The sequence below is a fragment of the Colwellia sp. 12G3 genome, from assembly GCF_002836775.1.
Taxonomy (GTDB): Bacteria; Pseudomonadota; Gammaproteobacteria; order Enterobacterales; family Alteromonadaceae; genus Colwellia.
This window is the reverse complement of sequence record NZ_PJAQ01000006.1, coordinates 81,274-103,827: the sequence shown is the minus strand read 5'-3', so window position 1 is coordinate 103,827 and position 22,554 is coordinate 81,274. Positions and strand designations below refer to the sequence as shown.

Sequence of the window (22,554 nt, the reverse complement as noted above, 5' to 3'; positions counted from 1 at the left end):
ATGATGGCTCTTTTAAAAAAACTGAAAAGCAAAGCGGGTCTTACCTATTTACTGTTATTGCTCGGATTCTTATTTTCACTGTTAATAAATATTAACTTTGTGTCAGAGCGTGCCGTTTCTTCCTTAACACAACTGCAAGAAAATCATACCAAACTTCAAGCACAGTCTACGTTTGATAATATTCAGCAGTTTCTTGAGAATCGCGTCAAACTGCTCGCTGAACTCGGTGAATCGCCCATGGTAACTTCAAGTGTTATGGGGGTTGAACTTGCCTCGGCAAACTTAACTGATTTGCTTAATGATCGAAAGATTTTGGGTGCTAAAGAAAATATTTATATTACCGATTTTACCGGTGAATTAATTTATCCTAAACCAACGGTAAACTTTTCACGCCCGCCATTCATTGAAAAAACAATTGAAAAGATAATTGACCATGAAGCACCGCTTGTTTTAACCATCATTAAAGACGGACAGCAGCATTATTTTAGTGTCGCCATGCCAGTGAAATATAATAATGATGTAGAAGGTATCATTAGCTTTGATATCGTCAGTCAGTCCATTGAAAAACTTTTCGCCGAGTTAACAAAAGATAATCATTATGCGGTCAGCTTTGTTAATAAAAGCGACGTAATTTTCCAAACGGCCCCCTTAAATAATTATTCATTGGTATCTAAATATCCTCTAGCTAATACCATAATGGAATTAAATTTTTATACCTCAACAAGTAAACTACAAGAGGAAAAAGAGCAGTATGTTTGGCAAATAGGTAGCACGTTGGCTATGACTACCTTGTTATCTTTTGTACTTTTAGCCTTTTTAATTCGTTCATTATTGATCAAGCCCTTAAAAAAATTGGCAATTTCTGAACGAAAAATTAAACAAAGTGAAGAACGATATCAATTCGCTATAGAGGGTAGTAATGATGGGATTTGGGATTGGAATATTGCAGAAAAGACTCTGTATTGGTCTCCGAAATTATGCAGCATGCTGGGCTATGGAGAGGGGTTCGAGAAGAAGTTAGTGGTTGAGGAAAGTTTGTTTCTGGAAAATATCCATCCTGACGACGAAGGAAAAGCAAAGCATGCCTTGCAAGAACTCTTTAAGAAAGATATTCCTTTAGATGTAGATTTCAGGATGCGAGTCGCTGATGGTAATTATCGTTATTTTAGACTTAAAGGCACTGCACAAAAAGGAGCTAATGGCAGAGCGATACGCCTGTCAGGCTCTTTGTCTGATATTTCAGAATTAAAAGAGCAAAGTTTAGCACTTGAAAAGGCGCTTGAGGACGCGGAAGGGGCAAACATTGCAAAAAGTGACTTTTTAGCCAATATGAGCCATGAAATCCGTACACCAATGAATGGTGTATTAGGTTCACTGCAAATATTGAAACGAGATAACTTGTCTGAGTCTTCCAAAGAAATGGTTGAAATGGGTATTACCTCTTCAAAAAATCTACTTGCAATCATTAATGATATTTTAGATTTGTCTAAAATTGAATCGAATAACATTAGCTTAGAGTCATTACCTACCAACATAATTGAACTGTTCAAGTCTATAATTGCCGAACTTTCCTTTTTAGCGGAGCAAAAAAAAATTGGCTTAACCTTTACTATCAAAGAAGGCATGCATGCCTATTGGTTGGCTGATCCGGTAAGATTGCGACAAATTATTTTAAATTTAATTTCTAATGCAATTAAATTTACCCCTAAAGGGGAAGTTAATATTAGTCTTAGAGAGCAAAATGAAAAAGTAGTTTTTGAGGTAAAAGACACAGGTATTGGTATCTCTGAAACTCAAATTAGTAAGTTATTTCATCGCTTTGAACAAGCTGATGCTACAACCACTAGAAATTTTGGCGGCACAGGCCTAGGTTTACCTATTGCTAAACAATTGGCAAACCTAATGGGGGGCGAAATTACCGTAACCAGTGAAGAAAATATAGGCTCTATTTTTAGTGTTGTCTTGCCATTACATAAAACTGAGTTGAACAGTGATGACGCGTTGGAATTGACGCAAGTACCAGCACCACAAGCAGAGCAGCTGAATATTCTACTAGCAGAAGATAATAGAATAAATCAGAAGATTTTTAGTGCAGTGCTTCGCCCTACCAAAGCAACCATTCGTATTGCTAATGACGGTATAGAGGCAATCGATGAGGTGGGTAAGTTATTACCTGATTTGATTTTTATGGATATTCAAATGCCAAATATGGACGGTGTTCAGGCTTGTGAAATTATTAAAATTTCCCATCCAACTATTCCAATTATTGCATTAACAGCCAATGTGATGACACGCGATGTTGATAAATATAAGCAGGCAGGATTTGATCACTGTTTAGGTAAACCTATTGATGTAGATGAAATCTATACCCTATTACTAAACTATACAGACTTATTCGATGGCTAATAAAAATAGATAATAATCGTGGTTAGCGGTTAAAACTAAAAATTAGTCTCAATTAGTCTCTGAACATCTTAATTATGGTGTGTATTCACCATCGTTAGCACAAATGGAGAGGCAAGTGTTAGCAGAGAAGTATTGCTTAAAATTAGAAAACCCAACGGTGCAAGATTTTTTACTCTTACGTAGTAAAATAGGTTGGGGTGAGCTTGATGCTAACCTCGCTGAAATGAGCTTAAACAACGGATTATTTCAGGTAACTATTTATCATGACGGACAACTTATTGGCATGGGACGTGTCGTTGGTGATGGCGCCATGTACTTTTACATTCAAGATGTGATTGTTGATCCAAGTTATCAAAAACAAGGCCTCGGCACTGTGTTAATGGATACAATAGAGGGTTATTTACGTTATACCGCGCGTAAAGGTTCTACCATAGGTTTATTAGCGGCAGCAGGAAGAGAAAGCTTTTATGCTCGCTATGGCTATATTCAAAGACCTAACCAGACTATGGGTCATGGTATGTGCAGATTTGTATAATTCGTACCACCAACGTTGAAAACATCCCTATGGTTGAAGTGACACATAAGGCAGTAAGTAGTACTTAATGGCTTTCACAAAAATGATTACACATACATCAGTGACCATGAATAATCTTATTAATACCATTAAGGCGATCAACACTGAAGACCACACGCTACCTTTTGCGGTTTACTCCTCGATAAAAGAACAGCACCTATTAAATGTCCCGATAGTGAAACCGTTATTTATCGCAGTCCTTGATGGTGATAAAAAATTGGGCAAGCACGGGGAAATAGTTTGTCATGCCGGTGACTTCATTTTTTTATCTGATAGCCCCGCGATAAATATGCGTAATATTCCGAAAGAAAAAGAATACTTTGCGCTACTGATTGAATTTGAATATGAAGATTTTATCGGTATAGGCCCCCATACTGTTAGTGAACAATCTTTTAGTATTGGTGAAATATCCACGCCTTTAGCAAAGTGCTTACAGCAATTTGTGGAGTGGTCGTTATTTTCGCCGCAAGCCATGTGGTCCTTACGCAGAAAAGAAATTCTACAATTACTCTATCACTTGGGATATAAAGACATTTTATCGATGGCCGCACCCCATAAATTAGGGCAAAAAATACATGCCATTTTAAGTGAGCAACCCTCAGTAGATTTGGCACTAGCCACTATTTGCCAAAAAGTTGCTATGAGCGAGTCGACCCTTAGACGCAGGTTAACGGCAGAAGGCACCACGATTCAAGAAATAAAAGATCAGGTCAAGTTAGGACTTGGTTTGCACTTATTGCAAACGAGCAGTCATTCCATCGTCTATATCGCGGAGCAATGTGGTTATCAATCTCAATCTCGATTTACCAGCCGCTTTAAAGAGCGATTTGGTCTGACACCTTCAGCTTTACGTAAAACTAAAGAGAAAAACTAAAGTGACGGATTAGGGCGAAAACTTGACGGTATCGAGACTATAAATAATATGGCGTATCGCTAAAATACATACCTATAGTTATTACACCCCCCATAAAAAACACATTAAATAAGGAACATGATTATGTTTAGGTCGTTCACAGTCGTTGCTTTACTCACCTTAAGTCTTTCATCAACCGTTTTCGCTGAGTCGCTTAAATTGTCTAGTCAGGATATTGCTGACGGAGAGTTCATGTCTAAAGCACAAGAATTCACTGGTTTTGGTTGTAGTGGAGGTGATTTATCACCTCAGCTAACATGGTCCGGTGTACCTGAAGGCACGAAGAGTTTTGCCATTACTGCTTATGATCCTGACGCGCCGACAGGCAGTGGTTGGTGGCATTGGCAAATTGTTAATATTCCGCTGAACGTTACTGAGTTAACCGCAGGCGCAGGTAGCACTAAAAAAGACTTAGCACCGACAGGAAGCATGCAAATAACCAATGATTACGGGAACCGAGGTTTTGGTGGCGCTTGTCCTCCAGCAGGCCATGGTATTCATCATTATCGCTTTACCGTGCATGCACTATCAGTTGAGAAGCTTGAATTGCCTGAAGGTGCATCAGGTGCGTTAGCAGGCTATATGATTAATGCCAACACTATCGAAACAAGCACGATAGAGTCCTTATATAAACGAGACTAAGGTAAACGTGATTGTTTTGCTCTTTCAAATGCTGAAATCCTGCACTTTGATTGGTAATAGGTAATAGGTAATAGGTATAAGGCATTCGTTTAAAATAAAAAGTTGATGCGTGATAGAGCATTACACTCATCAACTTTATTGTTTGTATGTTAAGTCGCGTATACCGGAGTATTGACCTTTACTTTTCGGCTGTCGCGCCAACGCCGCCACGAAAGCATCGCTCCGGTGTAAACCAACAAACAAGCTAGTAGTGACGCTAAGCCAGCAAGGGTTTGTCCAAAAGGTCCAAAAATCTCTCCCGTATGCAAAAACCGAATATAGCTGCGCAATTTACTGTAAGTAGATAAGTGCTCAAATTTCTGTTCCTGTACCACATCACCCGTTGTTTTGTTTAGCAGTACTTTAAGCCGTTTTTGTGGCTCGCCACCATTGCCCTGATCGACTTGATATACTTTGTTATTGGTCGGGATATTCTCTAATAAATTGTCTAGTGAAGAGTCTAATGATGAGTCGAGTGAAGTGCCTAAAGAAAATTGAATGGTTTGCCACTGCGGATAACGCGCTTTGACCTTTAATAATTGCTGTTCTACAGGCAGTTGTAATAAGGCCTGTTGAGCTGAAACCTGTACAGGTTTTTCGAGAGAGAATGACTCCGTTGATACTAGGTTTTTAAGGGTATTGCCAGGCCATTTAAACGAAAAGAATAGCGCGGTAACCACCAAAACAAAAAGTACGGGTGCCATATAAACACCAAACACATTATGCCATTGGTAATTTCTAGCACTTTTATTGGGGTAATTACCCGATAAGGTCAATCTTTGTTTAAATGCTCTTGAGTTAAATCGTTTAGGTAGCCATAAATACAGCCCAGAAAGGATTAACACTAGAAAGATAATATTTGCACTGCCATTGACCCATCGACCCGTTTCACTGAATTTTCCATCAAATGTTAACCAACGATGAAAAGCACGTAATTTACTGAAAAAAGTTTTAGTGTCTTGACCCGGCACGGCTAATTCAGCACCAGTGTAAGGATTAAGATAAGCGACTTTCTTTCGACCATCTTTGACTATAATCGGCGCATTAGGCTGATTTTCTATCACAATTTCAGCGATCTTTTTCGTAGGATAACCTTTGGCAATAATCAAGAGTTCTGACAGTGGTAAAACTTGGGTCGAACTGGTTGTCGCAATAGGGTAATCAGTTCGCTCGGCTGCTTTAATCATCTGACGTTCATAGGTTAATGCAACACCTGTGATAGACATTAAAAAAATAAAAATAGCGGCGCTACAGCCGAGGATCAAATGCAGCCAAAAAAAAGTTTTTCTTATATTCATCTATTTACCTTGAGCCAACACAGATAAGTGTGGGTATTAAACTTCCTTAAATTCGAAAAAGGCGAGCGTCGTGCAGACCTAAAATACGTTTTCTTAAATTTAGCAGAGGTAACTTTGCGGATACTTAAGTGACGTTTAGGCGATTGTAATACATTTACATCAACTTAAATACGAATGATTCGTTATTGTATGTAGTTTTATCTATTTATGATCGGTCATAAGAAGTAGCAATAAAAAAGCCGCTATTGATAGCGACTTTTTGTGGAGGTAAAATTGATTAAAGCGCGGGGTATTAGCTAGGGTTCATTCATATAGTTATCAGGTAAAGGTAACGCAGCAACACCTGAGTCGACAGCGGCCTTAGCCACTGCTAGGGCAACATTTTTGCATAATCTGGGATCCATAGGGCGAGGAATAATATAGCCCTTACCAAAAGATAATTGCTTTTCACCGCTTGCCTGTAAAACGCTCTCAGGCACGTCTTTTTTGGCAAGCTCTCTAATTGCATGTACCGCAGCTATTTTCATTTCGTTATTAATTTTACGCGCTCGCACATCTAAAGCGCCGCGGAAAATAAAGGGGAAACATAACACATTGTTTACTTGATTTGGATAATCTGAACGACCGGTCGCCATAATTAAATCACTTCTAACGCTGTGTGCTAACTCAGGTTTTATCTCAGGATCTGGGTTAGAACAAGCAAACACCACAGGGTTATCTGCCATTTTCTTTAATTGCTCAGTACTAAGTAAGTTAGGACCAGAAACACCCAGAAAAACATCAGCGCCTTCAATAACATCATCCAAAGTTCTTTTGTCGGTGTTATTGGCAAAACGTGTTTTATATTCAGATAAATCACTACGGCGGGTATGAATGACACCTTTAGTATCTAACATGTAGATTTTTTCACGCATTGCGCCACATTGAATCAGTAGTTCCATACAAGCAATCGCGGCAGCACCAGCACCTAAACAAACGATATTAGCTTGTTCAATTTTCTTATTTTGAATTTCTAAGGCGTTGATCATAGCGGCAGCAGTTACAATGGCAGTACCGTGTTGGTCATCATGAAATACGGGTATTTTACAACGCTCATTGAGGGCTTTTTCAATAACAAAACATTCAGGTGCTTTGATATCTTCTAAGTTAATACCACCAAAGCTATCAGCAATACAGGCAACCGTATTGATAAATTCTTCGGTTGTTTTATGGGTTACTTCAATATCGAAAGAGTTAATGTCGGCAAAACGTTTAAACAATAAAGCTTTACCTTCCATTACTGGCTTGGAGGCCATTGGGCCTAAGTTACCTAATCCTAATACCGCAGTACCATTTGAGATAACGGCAACGGTATTACCTTTGCCGGTGTACTTGTAAACATCGTCAGGATTTTTGGCTATTTCTCGACAAGGCTCGGCGACACCGGGACTATAGGCTAGCGATAAATCGGCACTTGTTTCCGCGGCGGTGGTGATGGCAATGGCAATCTTGCCTGGTGTTGGCAAGGCGTGATAATCCAGTGCTGCTTGTTTAAAATCAGACATGAGTGACCTATTTTTTAGTGTTATAAGATTAAAAATATATAAATTAAGGGGCAGTACTCAACGTGCCGGTTGGGGTAGCATGTTGAATACCAAGAGTTGTTGTTAATAAAATTAAATCGTTGTCTTCAGGGTAATAAGCTTATGATTAATCGGCTAAATGCAGGGTTGATGAATGCAAAATACCGTCGATTACTTCGAAACCTACTACGGTGTTTAAAGACGTTTTTTGAAGATGAACGGTCAAAAAGTACGAACGATGAAAACTCTGCCAATAACACAATGATATTGGCAGGTTGTTTTTAATTTACTTGTATAAACAGTTTGTTAGGCTATTAAAAACGCCATACTGCTAAGAACTGCACGGTATTATCATCAACACCTTTAGCACCTAGTTTATTTTTCCAGTATTGGTACTCAATACCCGCGAATAAACGGTTAGATGGCGTGCCAATCAATTCACCAACATCTAGGCGAACTTGTGGTTGAATTAGGATCCAAGATTCTAGCTCGGTAGTGCCGAAGTTATTAACTTGAGTACGACCGTCGATATACTCTGCGTGGCCCTCAAAACTCCAACTGGTTGAACCTACTTTAAAAGGTAAAGCCCAGGCAAAATCGACCATAAAACTAGTGTCTTCATCAATAATTGAGAAGGGCGCACCGAAGTTACCCGCTAAAGATGAGTCAGCACCGCTTGCATGGATAAATGCGGTAATATCAAATTGTGCAAAAGCAAAACCGGGTAAATCTAAGGCTAAGCGCACACCGGGTAATACCCAAGAGCTATCTACTTCGGGGGCGTAGTTAAAACCAGCAACTAAGCCAATGTCTTTCACCGGACCAAAAGATAAATCATTACCTGTCATGGCCCCTAAACTAAAGTTTGAATACCATTCGCCGTAAAATTCAGCTGAATCATTTAAGCCATTCTTGCCCGAATACTGGGAATGATCTACGAAGAAAAAATTATCGCCGTATTCCCAACCACCAGCATGCTGGAAGGTGGTAATTGTACCGGTAGATTTTCCTGGAGCGCCTGCACTTTCAAATTCACCACCTGCTTGTAGTTGAACTTCGGTATTGCTCCAGATTTCTGCTGATGCCATCGGGGCATTTAACGCAGCGGTTAATGCAAGTGCGATAAGTGATGCTGAAATTTTCATAGTGTCTCTCTTAATGTTATTTAATTTTAATTATTTTAGTTTTAATTATTTTAGTTTTAATTTTTTAAATATGTTCATGTTTTCACTATTTTTCGTAACTTGACACCTGTGTCAGGTTACGGTTTACTAAGATACATCAGGTTGTTTTATAAACACAACTAAAAATTAAAACTAAAATAGAAGGTAAAGCAATTATGACATTTAAATCATTTAATCCACCACAAAGAATTTTAATGGGCCCTGGCCCTTCTGATGTAAGTGCACGAGTACTCTCTGCATTGGCTAGACCTACTATAGGTCATCTTGATCCTTTATTTATCAATATGATGGATGAAGTAAAAACCTTGCTGCAATATGCGTTTCAAACAAAAAATGAATTTACCATTGCTTTATCAGCACCGGGTTCAGCAGGTATGGAAGCTTGTTTTGTAAACTTAGTCGAAGCGGGTGATAAAGTCATTGTTTGTCGCAATGGTGTTTTTGGTGACCGTATGATTCAAAACGTTACCAGAATAGGCGCAGAGGCCATTATTGTTGACTCTCCATGGGGGCGAGCTGTTGAAACACACAAGGTAAAAGCCGCGTTACATGACCATCCGGATGCTAAATTTTTAGCCTTTGTTCATGCAGAAACCTCAACAGGTGCCGTTTCAGATGCTAAAGCTCTTTGTAAAATGGCCCAAGAGCATGATTGTTTGACGATTGTTGATGCAGTGACATCATTAGGTGGTATTGAGCTTAAAGTGGATGAATGGGGCATTGACGCCATCTATTCAGGTACGCAGAAGTGTATGTCTTGTGTACCCGGTATATCACCCATCTCATTTAGCCCTAAGGCTGTAGCCGTGGTGCAAAATCGTAAAACGCAGATACAAAGCTGGTTCTTAGATCAAACCTTAGTAATGGGTTATTGGTCAGGTAAAGGCAAGCGTAGTTACCACCATACTGCACCGGTAAACTCCTTATATGCACTTCATGAAGCCTTAGTTATTTTACATGATGAAGGTCTAGAAAATAGCTGGGCGCGCCATAGAGAGCAGCACGAAGTGTTAGCTAAGGGTCTGAAAGAATTAGGTATTGAGTTTATCGTACCGGAAGAAGAGCGCTTACCTCAGTTGAATGCTATTTACATCCCAGATGGTGCTGATGATGCGAAAGTAAGAAATTACTTACTAGAACATTACAACCTTGAAATTGGTGCTGGTTTAGGTGCTTTTGCCGGTAAAGCATGGCGTATTGGACTGATGGGACATGCGGCTAAAAGTGAAAATGTTGCCCTATGTTTGACCGCATTGAAAGATGCTTTACATCAATAATCAGCAAGGAATATCCCTTATGATGAAAAAAGACCACTTTTTAGTGGTCTTTTTTTTTGCATTGTGAAATCTAAACGGTTTTTTTTCGTCGATTCAACCGCTTAATATTCCACAATATGAAATAGAAATAACTTTATTGAGGACCAATTAAGGCATTTTTATGAGGTGAAATATTATACCAAGTCCATTAAGTTAGTTCCCACTCTCGCTGAGTGGGAAGAAACTTATTGGAATGGGTATTACATACGTATTCAAGTAGGGCTTATAGACAATTTTTGACAAACTACTATCTATCCATAATTAGATGTAACACTCATGAAAAAAGCGGTTCTATTTACACTATCGTTAGTTGTTTTGTCACTTTCATCACTGGCGACAGAAAATTTACCTTCGGTATCTAAAGGAAAAATTGAGCGAGTTAGTCCTTTTAACTCCGAACTAATAGAGTCACGTTTTCTTGATGTCTGGTTACCACCAGGGTATTCACAGGAACAAAAATATGATGTTCTGTACATGCATGACGGACGTATGCTATTTGATGCGAAAACAACATGGAATCAGCAAGAATGGATGGTTGATGAGGTTTCTGCTTCCTTAATAGAACAAAATAAAGTACGGCCTTTTATTGTTGTGGCAATTCCCAATGCGGGGGCAAACCGTCATAGTGAATTCTTCCCCCAAAAGCCATTTGAACAATTCACACAACAAACACAAAAGACCATGTATCAACTGGAAAGAAGTCCTGGTGATCTTTTATTTAAAAGTAAGGTCTATTCTGATCGTTACTTAGAGTTTATTGTAACGGAAGTAGTGCCTTACATCGAAGCACACTATGCTGTTAATGCAGGATCTGAGCATCGATATTTAGCAGGTTCTAGTATGGGCGGGTTAATTTCTTGGTACGGATTAATGCAGTACCCTAATGAGTTTGCCGGAGCAATTTGCATGTCGACTCATTGGCCGGGTACATTTGAGACTGACAAGTTAGCATTTCAAATTTTTCTAGCCTATATCAAAAATCGTTTACCCACTCTTACTACGCAAAAGTTATATTTTGACCATGGCGATAAAACCTTAGACGCTATGTATCCTCAATTACAGAAACAAATTGATAAGGTGTTTGAACAACAGCAATACCCTACAACACAATGGCGCAGTCAGTTTTTTCCAGGCGAAAATCATAGTGAAAAATCGTGGGCTAAGAGGTTACATATACCCCTTGAGTTTATGTTTGCTCGTCAGAAATAAAAATCATCCCGGAAATGGCTGTGCCATTAAGACTACTGCTATTCATCACTTAACGGATAAAAGCCGGATAATATCTCACGTATTTTTTCTAATTCGTAAGGCTTACCTAAATGTCCATTCATACCTATTCCACGATAATAATTAATTTCGTCTTCGGTTATATTGGCGGTAAGCGCAATAATAGTTAACTGATCAGTTGGGTATGTTTTACGTAGCTCTATTGTCGCTTCTTTTCCATCCATGATAGGCATCTGTATATCCATTAATACAACGGGATAGTGATTTTTATTTATCATTTCAATCGCCACTATGCCATTTTCCGCTACATCAACATTTAACCCTAAACTTGATAATAATTTAGTGGCGACTAGTTGGTTAATTTTATTGTCTTCCACCAATAGAATTGTGTGCTCATGACTTAACTGCGTTTTTTCGTTTTGTGGCTTTATTTTTTCTGTTTCTATGGCTTGATGCTTTAACGATATATTTGAAGAAATGTCGGTGCTTTCATTATTTTCAACGTTTAATATTTCGCTTAATGAGGTAATGGTAAGGGGTTTAGCTAAGTAGTGAAGGTCACTATTTATCGTTGAGCTTTTTTCTATAAAACTTTGACTATAGGCACTACAAATAACAAGTCTGGTGGGACAACATGATTCGTTTTTAATAGCCTCTATAAAATCTAAACCCGTTTCACCGTCGAGATTCCAATCAACTAATGCGATATCAAACTGATCTTGCAGGCAAAGTGCTTTGGCTTGTGCAACGGTTGAGGTTACCTTTATCTTCACATCCAGATATTTCGCCATTTTTTCAATCACATGTTGTGTTACTTTATTATCTTCAAGTAACAATAAACGCATACCTTTTTGTTTAATTATTTGTGCAGGCGGTACTGCTGATTTAGCTGTTAATAACGGAAGATTGAGGGTGAAAATAGACCCTTTACCTAATTCACTACTTACGCTAATTTCTCCGTCCATTAAGTCAACAAGTAACTTACTAATGGCTAAGCCTAATCCGGTGCCACCATATTTTCTGGTTGTTGATTCATCTGCTTGAGTAAATCGCTGAAAGAGTTTTGTTTGTTGCTCTGCAGATAAACCAATGCCAGTATCTTGTATTTGATATAAAATTCGCTCAGAAAAATTATCGCGTACATCCTTAATTATTGATGTTTTTAAAATGACATGGCCTTGCTCGGTAAACTTAATTGCATTAGAGAGTAAGTTTAATAAAATTTGATTAACTCTGACCGGATCGCCCACCATTTCAGTGGGTATGTTGGGATCAAAATCAAAAATCAATTCAATGTTTTTCTCTTCAGCCACTTTGCCTAGCATCATGGTGATATTATCGATTAATTTATCATGTCGCCAAATAATACTTTCAATGGGGAGTTGTCCTGATTCTATTTTTGAAAAATCGAGGATGTCATTGATAATGACTAATAAGGAAGCCGCTGAAAATTCAACTTTTTCTAGATAACTGCGTTGTTCTTCATCTAGTTTAGTTTTTAATATCAACTCAACCAAACCTATAATACCGGTCATTGGTGTACGAATTTCATGTGACATGTTTGCTAAGAATTGGGTTTTTACTTCCACCGCTTTTTGATGTGCTAATGACGTTTCTTTTAACGCATATTGGTGGCGCTTTAATATCACCATAAAAAGAAGTAACAACGCAAAAATAGCACCAAAAAGGCCCGTTAATTGCCGAGTAGTTGTTTGTTCTATCTCAATATGCAATTGCTCACTTGCTTTGAAAATTGACTCAACTACCGCCGATTTTATCAGTTTTTGCCGATAGGTCGCCGTTAATTCATGATTATTTACTATAAACAAGCTGTGTAACTTAATGAGTTGTAAATATGGCCAATTAACTTGCTCTCTATTACTTATGTCAATGCTGTTGAGTAATTCAATAATACGTTCTTTTTCTTTTTTATTAGGGGTGGTTATGAATGAAAATAGCAGTAAACGAATAGTATCAATTGTTTTTTTATCTTCAAATTGGACTGTGCTGGTAATTAAGCGTTGCGATGTTTTCAACATACTAATGAGTTGAATATAGTTTAACGAGGTTCGTTGATAGTCTTTAAGTAGTTGTTCTGATTGGGGTGAAATAGTGATGTGAAATAGCAGGCTTTCAATTTCAGACTGTAATTGGGACAATCTATCGTAATGAAGTTGATCACTAAAATTAGCATTAAGTAATTGTACTTTATGCTGAGGTAATAATAACTCAAGTGTTAATAATGGCGCAAGTCGCATCGTTTTTTTTCTATTCTCTTCAATTGAATAAACCCATAAAGAGGAAAAAAAAGTAAATAACAATAAACATATAATTTCAGGAGAGTATTTAAAGAGCTTCAATTTTTTGCACCTCAATTACTTTCGAACTGAATGCATGTAACAAAGCAACAATATCGTCTACCTCATCATGGGTTAATTCTCTGCCTAACTGAGTACTTGCCATAATACGGACAGCATCGGGTAAATTATCGATAGCACCATTATGGAAATAGGGCGCCGTATCGGCAATGTTACGTAATGTCGGCACCTTGAATACAAATTTGTCTTTTTCTAACTTGGTCACATTATACTTTCCCTCATCTAAGGTCAGTATGGGTGGAATATCATTAATCCTGCCAAGTTTTTGATAGATATTACCGCCAATATTTCTGCCCTGATGACAAGTCGTACAACCATAATTTATAAACAAATCTAACCCGCGTTTTTGTTGCGCAGATAACGCCGAATTATCGCCTAATAAATATTGGTCAATGGGTGAATTTGGGGTAATGAGTGACTCTTCATAGATAGTGATGGCTTTAACAATATTTTCAGCGGTTATTCCATCAGGAGTTAATTGCAGAAAATTTTTGCTGAAATAACTGTCATTGTTAAGTTTAGTGATGATTTCCGGCCAAGAAGATGCCATTTCAATAGGGTTATGAATTGGGCCAGATGCTTGTTCACTTAACGTGCTTACTCGACCATCCCAGAATTGTCTAAAATTAAAAACCGCATTAAGTACTGTGGGGGAATTTCGGACACCTTTGGCATTATCGACACCGGTTGAAACAGGAAAACCATCGTCGCCACCAAAATCGACCATGTGGCATGAAGAACATGAAATAGTATTACTTTTTGATAATAAAGGGCTGTGAAAAAGTGCTTTACCTAAGATTAACCAATTATTATCTAAATCGACCTTGCGAGGAATGGGTTGAATAGGGCCATCAACTATTTCAAAATAATATTTAGTTTTTTGAGATGTTGGCCCAATCAATTTTTCTGCAGATAAATAATAAAGCGTTATAGGTACAATAGAACAAAGCAAAACCCCTAAAGCTAGTGAGATATAATATCTTGTATACATTAATAGTATTTGATTTTATTAGAATATGTATACAGCATAGTTCAATATTTTTATGTTAGCTTAACCATTTTATTTATCTTACCTACGCTTTTTAATTATTATAACGTCTACATCGATGTGAGTGCGCATAATGATTGAGGTTACCCGGCTTTACGCTCATTTTTGGTTAGATTATTACGTTAAATTCAGCTTAAGCTAAACCACAGCCTTTTAAGATGATTTTGGTCAGTGACTTTATCACATCATCAAAATCATCATCATTCATCGCTTCTTTACCAAAACCAGCCAATACCTGCACATTAAAATCAGCATAATGCTGGGTTGAACTCCAAATAAGGAATAACAAGTGATGCGGGTTGATTGCATCTATTTGGCCTTGTTCAATCCAAGTTTCGATGACAGTAATTTTTTCATCTAACCATTGCTTAAATTCGGTATGCAAATAGTCTTTAAGAATGGGAGCGCCATGTATGACTTCACTGGCAAAAATTTTAGAACCATCGGGATCATGCTTAGCATGCATGATTTTTTCATGGATATAAGCAGTAAGAATCGTTTTAGGGTCATCATCAATACTTAAAGTATCAAAGCTGGTATTCCAGCTGACAATAATCTCGGTGAGTAATTGTTGGTAAAGGTCAGTTTTATCATCGAAATAATAATGAATGTTTGCTCTTGGGATACTTGCTCGTTCGGCAATACGCTTAATGGATGCGCCTTTAAAACCGTGGGTTACAAATTCTGTTTTAGCCGCAGTTAAAATAAGCGCCACATTCTTTTGGCGAATTTGTCCGACTGATTCTTTCTTTTCCTGCACAGATACCTCATAACTTCATTTTTAGTTGAGAAAAGAACTGTATAACAAGTCTTAGCCTACAGCTATAGCTTTCTGGTAAATGGAATCAATAATTGCGATAAATCAAAAGTATGACGAGTAATACTAAGTGGATAATGGCGAGTGTTTGCTTTTAGCCATATAGGTGTAGGGGGTAATAATAAAAAAATTATTAACAATTTTGTGATTATTTAGCATCTTCAAATTGTGCAAATGTTTGCGCAAAGCCATCAGATCTGTTTTTAAAAATGTCCTATAGTTCACTTATTAAATCTGAATTGTAATTGAGCCTATTCGTCTCTTAATAGTACAAATATCCAGCATACTTTAAATAAATTAATCAATATACGGAATTAACACCGAACAATTTATTTTAATAGGTTGATTTATTAATGAGCAATTATTATTGTTAGAGTACAAGAATAAACAGAGCATAAATTTTGCTTGCAGATAATCATAAGGTAGCAAATATAATGTTTAGCTGGTTTAAGAGTAAAAAAAGAAATAATGAAGAAAATATTCAAGTAGAACTTAGCCGTTTTGAACAATATACTGAAAAACAACAAACCCGACTCGATCAAGCTAACCAAGCGCTTATATCTAGCTTAAACCAAGCACAATTAAACCATTCATCGATACAAGACAATCAAATTGAGCAGCTAAAAAATGACGTAGAATACTATCGTCAACAAATAACTAAACAACAAACAACCATAGATCAATTAAGCGGTCGTTATGATGCTGTAATGGTTCGTCTTCTTGAAGAAAAACGCAGAGATATCAAAGATATTTTTTCTGATGACAATTTTATAAGTATTCAGTCCGCCGAATTAATCTCTGAACCTGTAATAAGTGAAGGTAACGATATCGTACAAACACTGATAATTAATACCGAAGATGCACCTGTTTCCGTTAAAACAAGTAAAAGTACTAACACAACTAACAGCAAAGCTTCTTTTAAAGAAGACGACCTCTTATTTGAACAAGCTATTTTGCAAAGGAAAAATGGTGATAGTGAACAGGCTTTTTTATTATTTGAACAAGCAGCAAAACAAGGCCACATAAAAGCCATGGGCGCTATGGGTCGCTCTTTTTTCTTAGGTGAAGGAACAGTAGAAGATCATCCGTTAGGCTTAGCTTGGTTAATTAATGCTGCAAACCACAATCTTCCGCAAGCCCTAGACAGAGTGAAACATTTTCAAGAAAAAAGCCCTGAACTTTATCAAGAAGCACTCGAGATCTCAGAAGAATTGGCATAGACAGTTGCTATATTAAGTAACACCTTAAATGTCACATATCGTATTCTTACTATTTATTATGACATAACTCCTGATATCAAAATAACAGTTTCAAATCGAACATTAGAAAATCACATTCGTCGAATAACGCAGCTTTATGAGCAAAAAAAGCATCTACCAAACTGGAAGATGCTTCTTGATGATTATCGACAACATTGGGTTACATGGGTTTATTCAGGCATACCGTCGTCGATAATTAATTTCGATTATGAATCAGTTAAATTAAGATCGTTTCTTAAATCGACGTGATGCTAAACCAATTATGCCTAATGCAAAAATAGCAAGTGTTGATGGCTCAGGAACAGCTTCAACACTTCGCACTCTAACAAGATCATTTATACCACCTTCATTAAAATTACCACCGACGCCCATAAAGACACTAGCATACTTAAAGCTAGTATTATTAAGCGCAAAATAATCATACTTACCAGGAAGTGTGCAGTGACAATGAAGTGTAATACTCAACAAAAAAGAATCATACTTTACAGTAAACCATCATACTTTCGAGCTGTTGCTCTCGGTAGAAATAGCTTAGTCCCTCACTATAAGTGCAACAAGCTTTAGCAATTTTCGTTCAAGAGCTGACCTAAATTAGTCCTCAAAATGAGGTAAGTTTATGATCACTTAGATACGAAACCAGACGTTAGCCTAGGCTTATCTATCGATGAATAATCTAACGCAAAACAGCCATGCGTTAGATATTAAAATTGTTTAAAATTCCATCAAGAATCTGTCAAATCAAAAATTCTAATTTGGTTAAAATACCAAAAGCGGACATTCGATTAACAGTATTTTAGGTATTAAATTTTATGAGTCTATGGCGCTTTGGGTCGGATAGGCGACACCTGTTACCAGGTGTCGCCCTCCTAAGAACCATACGTGCAACTTTCACTGCATATGGCTCAAGCCTCCACTAAGGCGTACTATGTTACCCAGCTACCTTATAAAGTTTCTCAGGTTGCTTTTGCAATGCGTATCTGAAGCTTTAATACTTGCTGCTCGACGGTTTTCCAGTTGATGGATTGCCACTGAGTGCCGTAAGAAGTGGCACTAACTTCATTCGAAGTTATCATTTGCGTTTCTTCTTAAATAAAGTTCTTCAAATTTTCTTGCAACGGGAGACCAGCTGGAAGTGGGCTCACTTTCGTGTCAGACATCAGCCTGTATCTGCATCATTACAATGCAGCATTAGCTTTCTCCAGCCTCCTTTACCTGCACCACTATCGGCTTTCTTCGCAGACAGCTTTTCCTATTGGGAGTAATACAGGCTTACCGTGTTCCGTATGGAACGCAATGTCAGTTTAGATGCCTACTCTAATGCGAAGGGATTCTCGATCACGAAAGAGTATATGCCAACCTCTTTCCTTCCCTCGTTGCCGTTTTGGCCACAGCGTATTAACCACTTCCGCTGCTTCTCGCATTACGCATCTTACATGGGTTCACTTACATTCATCATACTGACTCCCTAGCACTTACCCGACTTGTGGTTGTCAGGAGGAACTTCCTCTCGCGATTCATTTCCCGTCCAGCGGACTTTGTTACATTGTCAGACTCGCTACTTTATTCAGAGTCCTAGGGTCATCTGGTGATACAGATGGTTCACTCTTATCGCGGTGAACAGCGTTACATACGACTTCACGTCGCACGGCACATAGTGAGATAGATTTTACGGCAAGTCTGTGTAGGTTTGAATACTTTAGCAAAGTGAAATTTAAACACTTTCTTAATGATAGCTGACTGAGCTTACCCTAATTTCGTGGACACACTATAATTGTTTAATATCAAGTTTTCACCTTGTAGTCTTTAGCTCCGGATAAAGAGCATACTTAATCTGTATAGGTAAGTACCTATTTCATAATAATATTGTACGCTAATTATTTTGATGATTTTCTTCATCTTATGAATTAGCTAAGTATTGATCTATGCTGTAGATAGCAATAAGCAGAATATTTAAGTGGCAGCCGAAACGCTAGCTGTTTTCAGTACGAATTTTTATCGATTGATAAAAAAACACCAAATAAGGGTTAAGCTATAGGTAGTTAATATTTACTCAATGAGGAGTTAGATAATGTCTAAATATATGATACAAATCGTATTTTCTCTGCTAACACTGCAGTTTATCATTGCTTGTCAGCCACATAATGAGGACAAATTACAGCAAGACATCAACGAACTAAAGCAGGATGTAAAACAGTTGACCGTGGCACTCACCACCATAGGCAGCCAAGTTAAAGACATTCACGTGATCGCAACTAACGCGAAAAAACCTCAGTTTAAAACGCTGCCAACCCAAGCTAACTATGATGAAAATGGTCAGCTTCCTGTGATAGGTGATAATCAAGCACAGCTTGCTATAATTGAAATTTCCGATTACCAATGTCCGTATTGTAAACGCTTTATCGATCAGACCTTCACAAAATTAAAAACCAACTACGTCGACAGTGGGAAAGTTAAATACCTGACCCGAGACTTTCCATTAGGTTTTCACAAACAAGCACAAGGCGCAGCGATTGCTGCCAATTGCAGCTTACAACAGAATGCCTACTGGCCTATGCGTGCAGCATTGTTCAATAATATGAAACAACTCGGGCATGCTTTATATCAAAAAACGGCTGAAGCGTTATCATTAGATATGGGGAAATTTTCAGAGTGTCTTGTAGATAAAAAAATTGTCGATAAAATTGCACAAGATATCGCTTATGTGAAGTCTTTAGGGGTTGGCGGCACACCCAGTTTTGTGGTTGGCCGCATTGAAAATAATAAGCTGATCACGCCTAAACTTTTAGTAGGAGCACAGAGTTATGAGACTTTTGCGTTGCTGTTAGATGAGTTACTTGCTAAACAGTCGAAGCACTAAGCTAGTAATGATTTTAAGGAACCCTAACTAATAACGAATGCTCAAGCGTAGTAACCAATCAATAGTATTGGGTTAAGCATATATAAAAAACAGCAAGATTTTAGCTGTTATTTTTCATTGGCTTAACCCTTTACTCCTTCTCTAAAACAAAATAATCACTATTTTTCCTCTTATCTTCAGCCGTTCCTTTGCTGTAAAATGCTTATTTACACTGTGGACAGTACAAACTGTTACCTGACGGACACCATAGGATAATAAGGATAATTACTATAGTTACAGTGACTTAGGTTTAGTTGTTCAAAAGCACTGTTTCAACTACGTAACACTCACCCTTAACAAATGTGAATTTGTAATTAACTTTTTATTATATTTCAGTTGGTTAACTTACTGGCGTTAACATTGCACTAAAGCAAAGGTTCAACGAAGTACTTACCGGTGTTCGGTTTCAGTCTGTTTTCCAAATAAGCTAAACGCATTTCGGCAAGTCTCAAAGTCGACGGTTAACTCTTACCGCCAACAATGAATTAAATAATTATTATTTAACTCTGCAATAGGATGGTATATATAATGAAAAAATTACTATTTAAACTCAAACGGCTTATCAAAACGCTCAGTATTGCGCTGATAAGCACCGCATGCATCTATGGTGTGACAGGTCTGACGCCAGTCAATGCTGGTGTTTTTACAGGCTTAGATACAGAAGTTTGTATGGCCGATGCATATTTGTTGAAACCGGGCAATAAACTGGCGCAAGATGCGCTTAACTGTACCGCCAATGATGTCGAGATCACCCAAGTAACACCAGTAAACGCCGAGGAGGAATGTTCCTTAGGTGAGACATTTACCTTTCCTGCCGATGTCACTGTGCGTACCAATGCCAACGAACGCTGGGACACCACCTTCTATTTGCCGTTAACAGAACTGAGTCCGCAGGTTGTCCACGGTCCAAATAAACAAGATTGTAGCATCATCTTGCCGATCCCTGATGACAGCGGTGAACTTGCAGATGTTGATCTCGATGACGATGCTTGTGGTGATATCACTAAGGCAAATGGACCTGATGAATACGTGCTAAATAATGTACCGATTACCATGATTTGTCTCGACGCCGATAATGACAACCGCGCTGATTTCAACTATTGTGCCGCATGGGATAATATTGAGCGTGACAACTGTAGCGCAGAAGCAGACCCTTATCCGGGCCAAATCCCGAATAACAAGTCCAAATGTAACTGTGATACCTTTAATATTGACGTCTTTATCAAGCCTAATCCACCGACAGTTCTCAAGACTCTTACCAGCACTAATACACGTACTGAGCCAGGAGGTACATATAACTTTACTGCTAGCTTTACCAACCCCAATAGTAATACTTCAATCTTCCTTACTTCACTAAGTGATGAGATCGATATCTTCTCTGATGACAGCTACAATGTTTCACTCGATCTATGGGGAGCAACTACTGTCGTCAATGCCGCGACTGCAAATGGAGTCTATTTGATCGCGACTAACTGTGCCCAGCCACCAGATTTAGGTAATGGACTCGGTGAAATAGTAGCAAGTGATACATACAGCTGTATATTCACTGTGCATATTGTCGACTCGGATTTACCCGATGATCAGAGTCCAGAACTCTATGATGATGTGATCCAATTAAGTTTGGTGGACAAGAATAATGATCCTGTCACCAACGGTGAAACCTGCCCAGCAGCGCTAGCCGGAACACCCGGTAACTTCTGTAGTAACCTGAAACAGGTTCAAGTGACCAACTTGCCACCGACTATTACGGTAGTGAAGACGGCCAACCCAACACAGGTTCCAGAGTCAGGCGCAAATGTCACTTATACCGTCAGAGTAAACAATACTTCTGCCGCTTATGATTCACCAATGCAGTTAACCAGTTTGGAGGATAATATGTTTGGTAATCTAGCCGGTGAGGGCGACTGTGCCACAGGCGGCTCCATCGCCTTCAACGACTTCTATCAATGTAGCTTTACTAAGTTCATTAGCGCCGCGGGTGCTGGCTCTCATACCAACACAGCCACAGCCAAAGCGATAGATAATGAGGCCGGCGAAGCCACGAACGCTAACTCGGCTACTGTGCAGATCAACGATATTCCGTCGGCGATAGAACTAAGTAAAACGGCAAATCCAACCTCGGTATTAGAAACAGGTGATGATCCTTCAATAAGCCGCTCAGTCAACTATACTTTCTTGTTCTCAGTTAAAACCACTGTCGGTGGTGATACTGCGGTCGATACCGTTACCTTCAGCAGCTTAACCGATGATATCTTTGGTAGCTTAACTGCTGGTTGTATGGTCACTATGAAAAATGGTGCTGCTCATGGACCGGTTGCACTGTTAGGATTTACCTTAGATCCTGGTGAAAACGCCAGCTGTATTATCCAAAAACAGCTCAGGGGTGATAATGGTGACACTCATACTAATGAAGCCACTATTGACGGAACAGATGAGGATGGCCAGGCAGTTCAAGCAATGAACAGTGCCACGGTAACCTTCACACCATCAGCTCCGGCGTCCGACATGGCGTTTGCTACCAGCATGCTGGTGGTACTGGAAATGCACAACGCAGGCATAAAAGACTTAACGTTAACGGCACTAAGCGTTTTAAATAATTCGGTTGTTAATGATGCCGATTACGGCTCTTTTGTCATTCGCAACGCGGTCGGCGGTTTCCACGCCAATGTATTCTATCCAGCATGTAATATTACCGAAGTGCTCGGTTACAATGGTTCTGGTACAGATACTTACAGTTGCGCCTTTACTATCGAACTCAAACCAGGAATTGAGAATGCTACTGATATTAATTTCCTTTCTCAAGGGGTATTAAATGGCATTACTGCAACCTTAACCGATGGTGATGGTGATGGTCAGTCCGATAAGAACTCTGTTTCTATCCAAGTTGTAACAGATGAACCATAAGTTGAGGCGATATAACAATTAAGAGGAACTCATGTTAAAAAGCAAAGGGGCGATGATTAATATCATCGCCCCTTTTATTTTAGCAAGTTAC

Annotated in this window: 17 protein-coding genes; 9 read left to right on the top strand and 8 right to left on the bottom strand. The window is 38.5% G+C overall.

Annotation, left to right across the window (positions count from 1 at the left end):
- The 4 genes from CXF71_RS02160 (at nucleotide 1) to CXF71_RS02145 (ending at nucleotide 4,535) form a co-directional block, all read left to right on the top strand.
- Nucleotides 1-2,406 (top strand): PAS domain-containing hybrid sensor histidine kinase/response regulator, encoded by a 2,406-nt coding sequence (locus CXF71_RS02160; protein ID WP_101231353.1) that lies wholly within the window; start codon nucleotides 1-3, stop codon nucleotides 2,404-2,406.
- A gap of 103 nt (nucleotides 2,407-2,509) precedes the next feature.
- Nucleotides 2,510-2,941 (top strand): GNAT family N-acetyltransferase, encoded by a 432-nt coding sequence (locus CXF71_RS02155; RefSeq protein ID WP_101231352.1) that lies wholly within the window; start codon nucleotides 2,510-2,512, stop codon nucleotides 2,939-2,941.
- A 67-nt stretch (nucleotides 2,942-3,008) separates the two neighbouring features.
- The gene (locus tag CXF71_RS02150) at nucleotides 3,009-3,854 is read left to right on the top strand and encodes a helix-turn-helix transcriptional regulator (protein ID WP_232771346.1); all 846 of its coding nucleotides are present in this window, start codon (nucleotides 3,009-3,011) and stop codon (nucleotides 3,852-3,854) included.
- 123 nt (nucleotides 3,855-3,977) lie between these two features.
- On the top strand, nucleotides 3,978-4,535 hold the full coding sequence (locus CXF71_RS02145; RefSeq protein ID WP_101231351.1) for a YbhB/YbcL family Raf kinase inhibitor-like protein: 558 nt from the start codon (nucleotides 3,978-3,980) through the stop codon (nucleotides 4,533-4,535).
- 149 nt (nucleotides 4,536-4,684) lie between these two features.
- Here the strand turns inward: CXF71_RS02145 and CXF71_RS02140 are convergent, their stop codons facing one another.
- The 3 genes from CXF71_RS02140 to CXF71_RS02130 all read right to left on the bottom strand — a co-directional run bounded on the left by CXF71_RS02140 (nucleotide 4,685) and on the right by CXF71_RS02130 (nucleotide 8,579).
- Nucleotides 4,685-5,872, bottom strand: a complete 1,188-nt coding sequence (locus CXF71_RS02140; RefSeq protein WP_101231350.1) for a PepSY-associated TM helix domain-containing protein — start codon at nucleotides 5,870-5,872, stop codon at nucleotides 4,685-4,687.
- Between the two features lie 296 nt (nucleotides 5,873-6,168).
- Complete coding sequence (locus tag CXF71_RS02135) at nucleotides 6,169-7,416, bottom strand: malic enzyme-like NAD(P)-binding protein (RefSeq protein WP_101231349.1); 1,248 nt, start codon at nucleotides 7,414-7,416, stop codon at nucleotides 6,169-6,171.
- 332 nt (nucleotides 7,417-7,748) lie between these two features.
- A complete protein-coding gene (locus CXF71_RS02130) occupies nucleotides 7,749-8,579 on the bottom strand; it encodes a hypothetical protein (RefSeq protein WP_101231348.1) in 831 nt (276 codons plus the stop codon).
- 194 nt (nucleotides 8,580-8,773) lie between these two features.
- Between CXF71_RS02130 and CXF71_RS02125 the strand changes: the two genes are divergently transcribed.
- Together CXF71_RS02125 and CXF71_RS02120 are read left to right on the top strand one after the other, a co-directional pair.
- Nucleotides 8,774-9,895 (top strand): pyridoxal-phosphate-dependent aminotransferase family protein, encoded by a 1,122-nt coding sequence (locus CXF71_RS02125; protein WP_101231347.1) that lies wholly within the window; start codon nucleotides 8,774-8,776, stop codon nucleotides 9,893-9,895.
- 315 nt (nucleotides 9,896-10,210) lie between these two features.
- Nucleotides 10,211-11,143 carry an alpha/beta hydrolase gene (locus tag CXF71_RS02120; RefSeq protein ID WP_101231346.1) on the top strand — a complete coding sequence of 311 codons (933 nt, stop codon included), beginning with the start codon at nucleotides 10,211-10,213 and terminating at the stop codon, nucleotides 11,141-11,143.
- Between the two features lie 38 nt (nucleotides 11,144-11,181).
- Here CXF71_RS02120 and CXF71_RS02115 read toward each other — a convergent pair whose 3' ends face one another.
- From CXF71_RS02115 to CXF71_RS02105, 3 genes are all read right to left on the bottom strand, one after another.
- Nucleotides 11,182-13,521: a response regulator gene (locus CXF71_RS02115; RefSeq protein ID WP_101231345.1), complete on the bottom strand. Its 2,340-nt coding sequence runs from the start codon at nucleotides 13,519-13,521 to the stop codon at nucleotides 11,182-11,184.
- Nucleotides 13,508-14,530, bottom strand: a complete 1,023-nt coding sequence (locus CXF71_RS02110; protein WP_101231344.1) for a cytochrome-c peroxidase — start codon at nucleotides 14,528-14,530, stop codon at nucleotides 13,508-13,510. The genes CXF71_RS02115 and CXF71_RS02110 overlap by 14 nt, the downstream gene beginning before the upstream one ends.
- A gap of 190 nt (nucleotides 14,531-14,720) precedes the next feature.
- Nucleotides 14,721-15,347: a TetR/AcrR family transcriptional regulator gene (locus CXF71_RS02105; protein ID WP_101231343.1), complete on the bottom strand. Its 627-nt coding sequence runs from the start codon at nucleotides 15,345-15,347 to the stop codon at nucleotides 14,721-14,723.
- 491 nt (nucleotides 15,348-15,838) lie between these two features.
- Here CXF71_RS02105 and CXF71_RS02100 point away from each other — a divergent pair, with 491 nt between their 5' ends.
- Complete coding sequence (locus CXF71_RS02100; protein WP_101231342.1) at nucleotides 15,839-16,624, top strand: sel1 repeat family protein; 786 nt, start codon at nucleotides 15,839-15,841, stop codon at nucleotides 16,622-16,624.
- A 261-nt stretch (nucleotides 16,625-16,885) separates the two neighbouring features.
- Here the strand turns inward: CXF71_RS02100 and CXF71_RS21600 are convergent, their stop codons facing one another.
- Both CXF71_RS21600 and CXF71_RS02085 read right to left on the bottom strand, forming a co-directional pair.
- Nucleotides 16,886-17,131 carry a PEP-CTERM sorting domain-containing protein gene (locus CXF71_RS21600; RefSeq protein WP_232771345.1) on the bottom strand — a complete coding sequence of 82 codons (246 nt, stop codon included), beginning with the start codon at nucleotides 17,129-17,131 and terminating at the stop codon, nucleotides 16,886-16,888.
- A gap of 485 nt (nucleotides 17,132-17,616) precedes the next feature.
- Complete coding sequence (locus CXF71_RS02085) at nucleotides 17,617-17,736, bottom strand: reverse transcriptase N-terminal domain-containing protein (RefSeq protein WP_157826681.1); 120 nt, start codon at nucleotides 17,734-17,736, stop codon at nucleotides 17,617-17,619.
- Between the two features lie 995 nt (nucleotides 17,737-18,731).
- On the opposite strand from CXF71_RS02085, the gene CXF71_RS02080 reads away from it, so the two are divergent.
- Together CXF71_RS02080 and CXF71_RS02075 are read left to right on the top strand one after the other, a co-directional pair.
- On the top strand, nucleotides 18,732-19,520 hold the full coding sequence (locus tag CXF71_RS02080) for a DsbA family protein (RefSeq protein WP_101231341.1): 789 nt from the start codon (nucleotides 18,732-18,734) through the stop codon (nucleotides 19,518-19,520).
- Between the two features lie 864 nt (nucleotides 19,521-20,384).
- Complete coding sequence (locus tag CXF71_RS02075) at nucleotides 20,385-22,463, top strand: hypothetical protein (RefSeq protein WP_232771344.1); 2,079 nt, start codon at nucleotides 20,385-20,387, stop codon at nucleotides 22,461-22,463.
- The last annotated feature ends 91 nt before the right edge of the window (nucleotides 22,464-22,554 follow it).

Excerpts from the sequence above, each read along its gene's own strand:
- CXF71_RS02160 (WP_101231353.1), top strand. The coding sequence starts at position 1 with ATGATGGCTCTTTTAAAAAAACTGAAAAGCAAAGCGGGTCTTACCTAT.
- CXF71_RS02155 (WP_101231352.1), top strand. The coding sequence starts at position 2,510 with ATGGAGAGGCAAGTGTTAGCAGAGAAGTATTGCTTAAAATTAGAAAAC.
- CXF71_RS02150 (WP_232771346.1), top strand. The coding sequence starts at position 3,009 with ATGGCTTTCACAAAAATGATTACACATACATCAGTGACCATGAATAAT.
- CXF71_RS02145 (WP_101231351.1), top strand. The coding sequence starts at position 3,978 with ATGTTTAGGTCGTTCACAGTCGTTGCTTTACTCACCTTAAGTCTTTCA.
- CXF71_RS02140 (WP_101231350.1), bottom strand. The coding sequence starts at position 5,872 with ATGAATATAAGAAAAACTTTTTTTTGGCTGCATTTGATCCTCGGCTGT.
- CXF71_RS02135 (WP_101231349.1), bottom strand. The coding sequence starts at position 7,416 with ATGTCTGATTTTAAACAAGCAGCACTGGATTATCACGCCTTGCCAACA.
- CXF71_RS02130 (WP_101231348.1), bottom strand. The coding sequence starts at position 8,579 with ATGAAAATTTCAGCATCACTTATCGCACTTGCATTAACCGCTGCGTTA.
- CXF71_RS02125 (WP_101231347.1), top strand. The coding sequence starts at position 8,774 with ATGACATTTAAATCATTTAATCCACCACAAAGAATTTTAATGGGCCCT.
- CXF71_RS02120 (WP_101231346.1), top strand. The coding sequence starts at position 10,211 with ATGAAAAAAGCGGTTCTATTTACACTATCGTTAGTTGTTTTGTCACTT.
- CXF71_RS02110 (WP_101231344.1), bottom strand. The coding sequence starts at position 14,530 with ATGTATACAAGATATTATATCTCACTAGCTTTAGGGGTTTTGCTTTGT.
- CXF71_RS02100 (WP_101231342.1), top strand. The coding sequence starts at position 15,839 with ATGTTTAGCTGGTTTAAGAGTAAAAAAAGAAATAATGAAGAAAATATT.
- CXF71_RS02085 (WP_157826681.1), bottom strand. The coding sequence starts at position 17,736 with ATGATAACTTCGAATGAAGTTAGTGCCACTTCTTACGGCACTCAGTGG.
- CXF71_RS02080 (WP_101231341.1), top strand. The coding sequence starts at position 18,732 with ATGTCTAAATATATGATACAAATCGTATTTTCTCTGCTAACACTGCAG.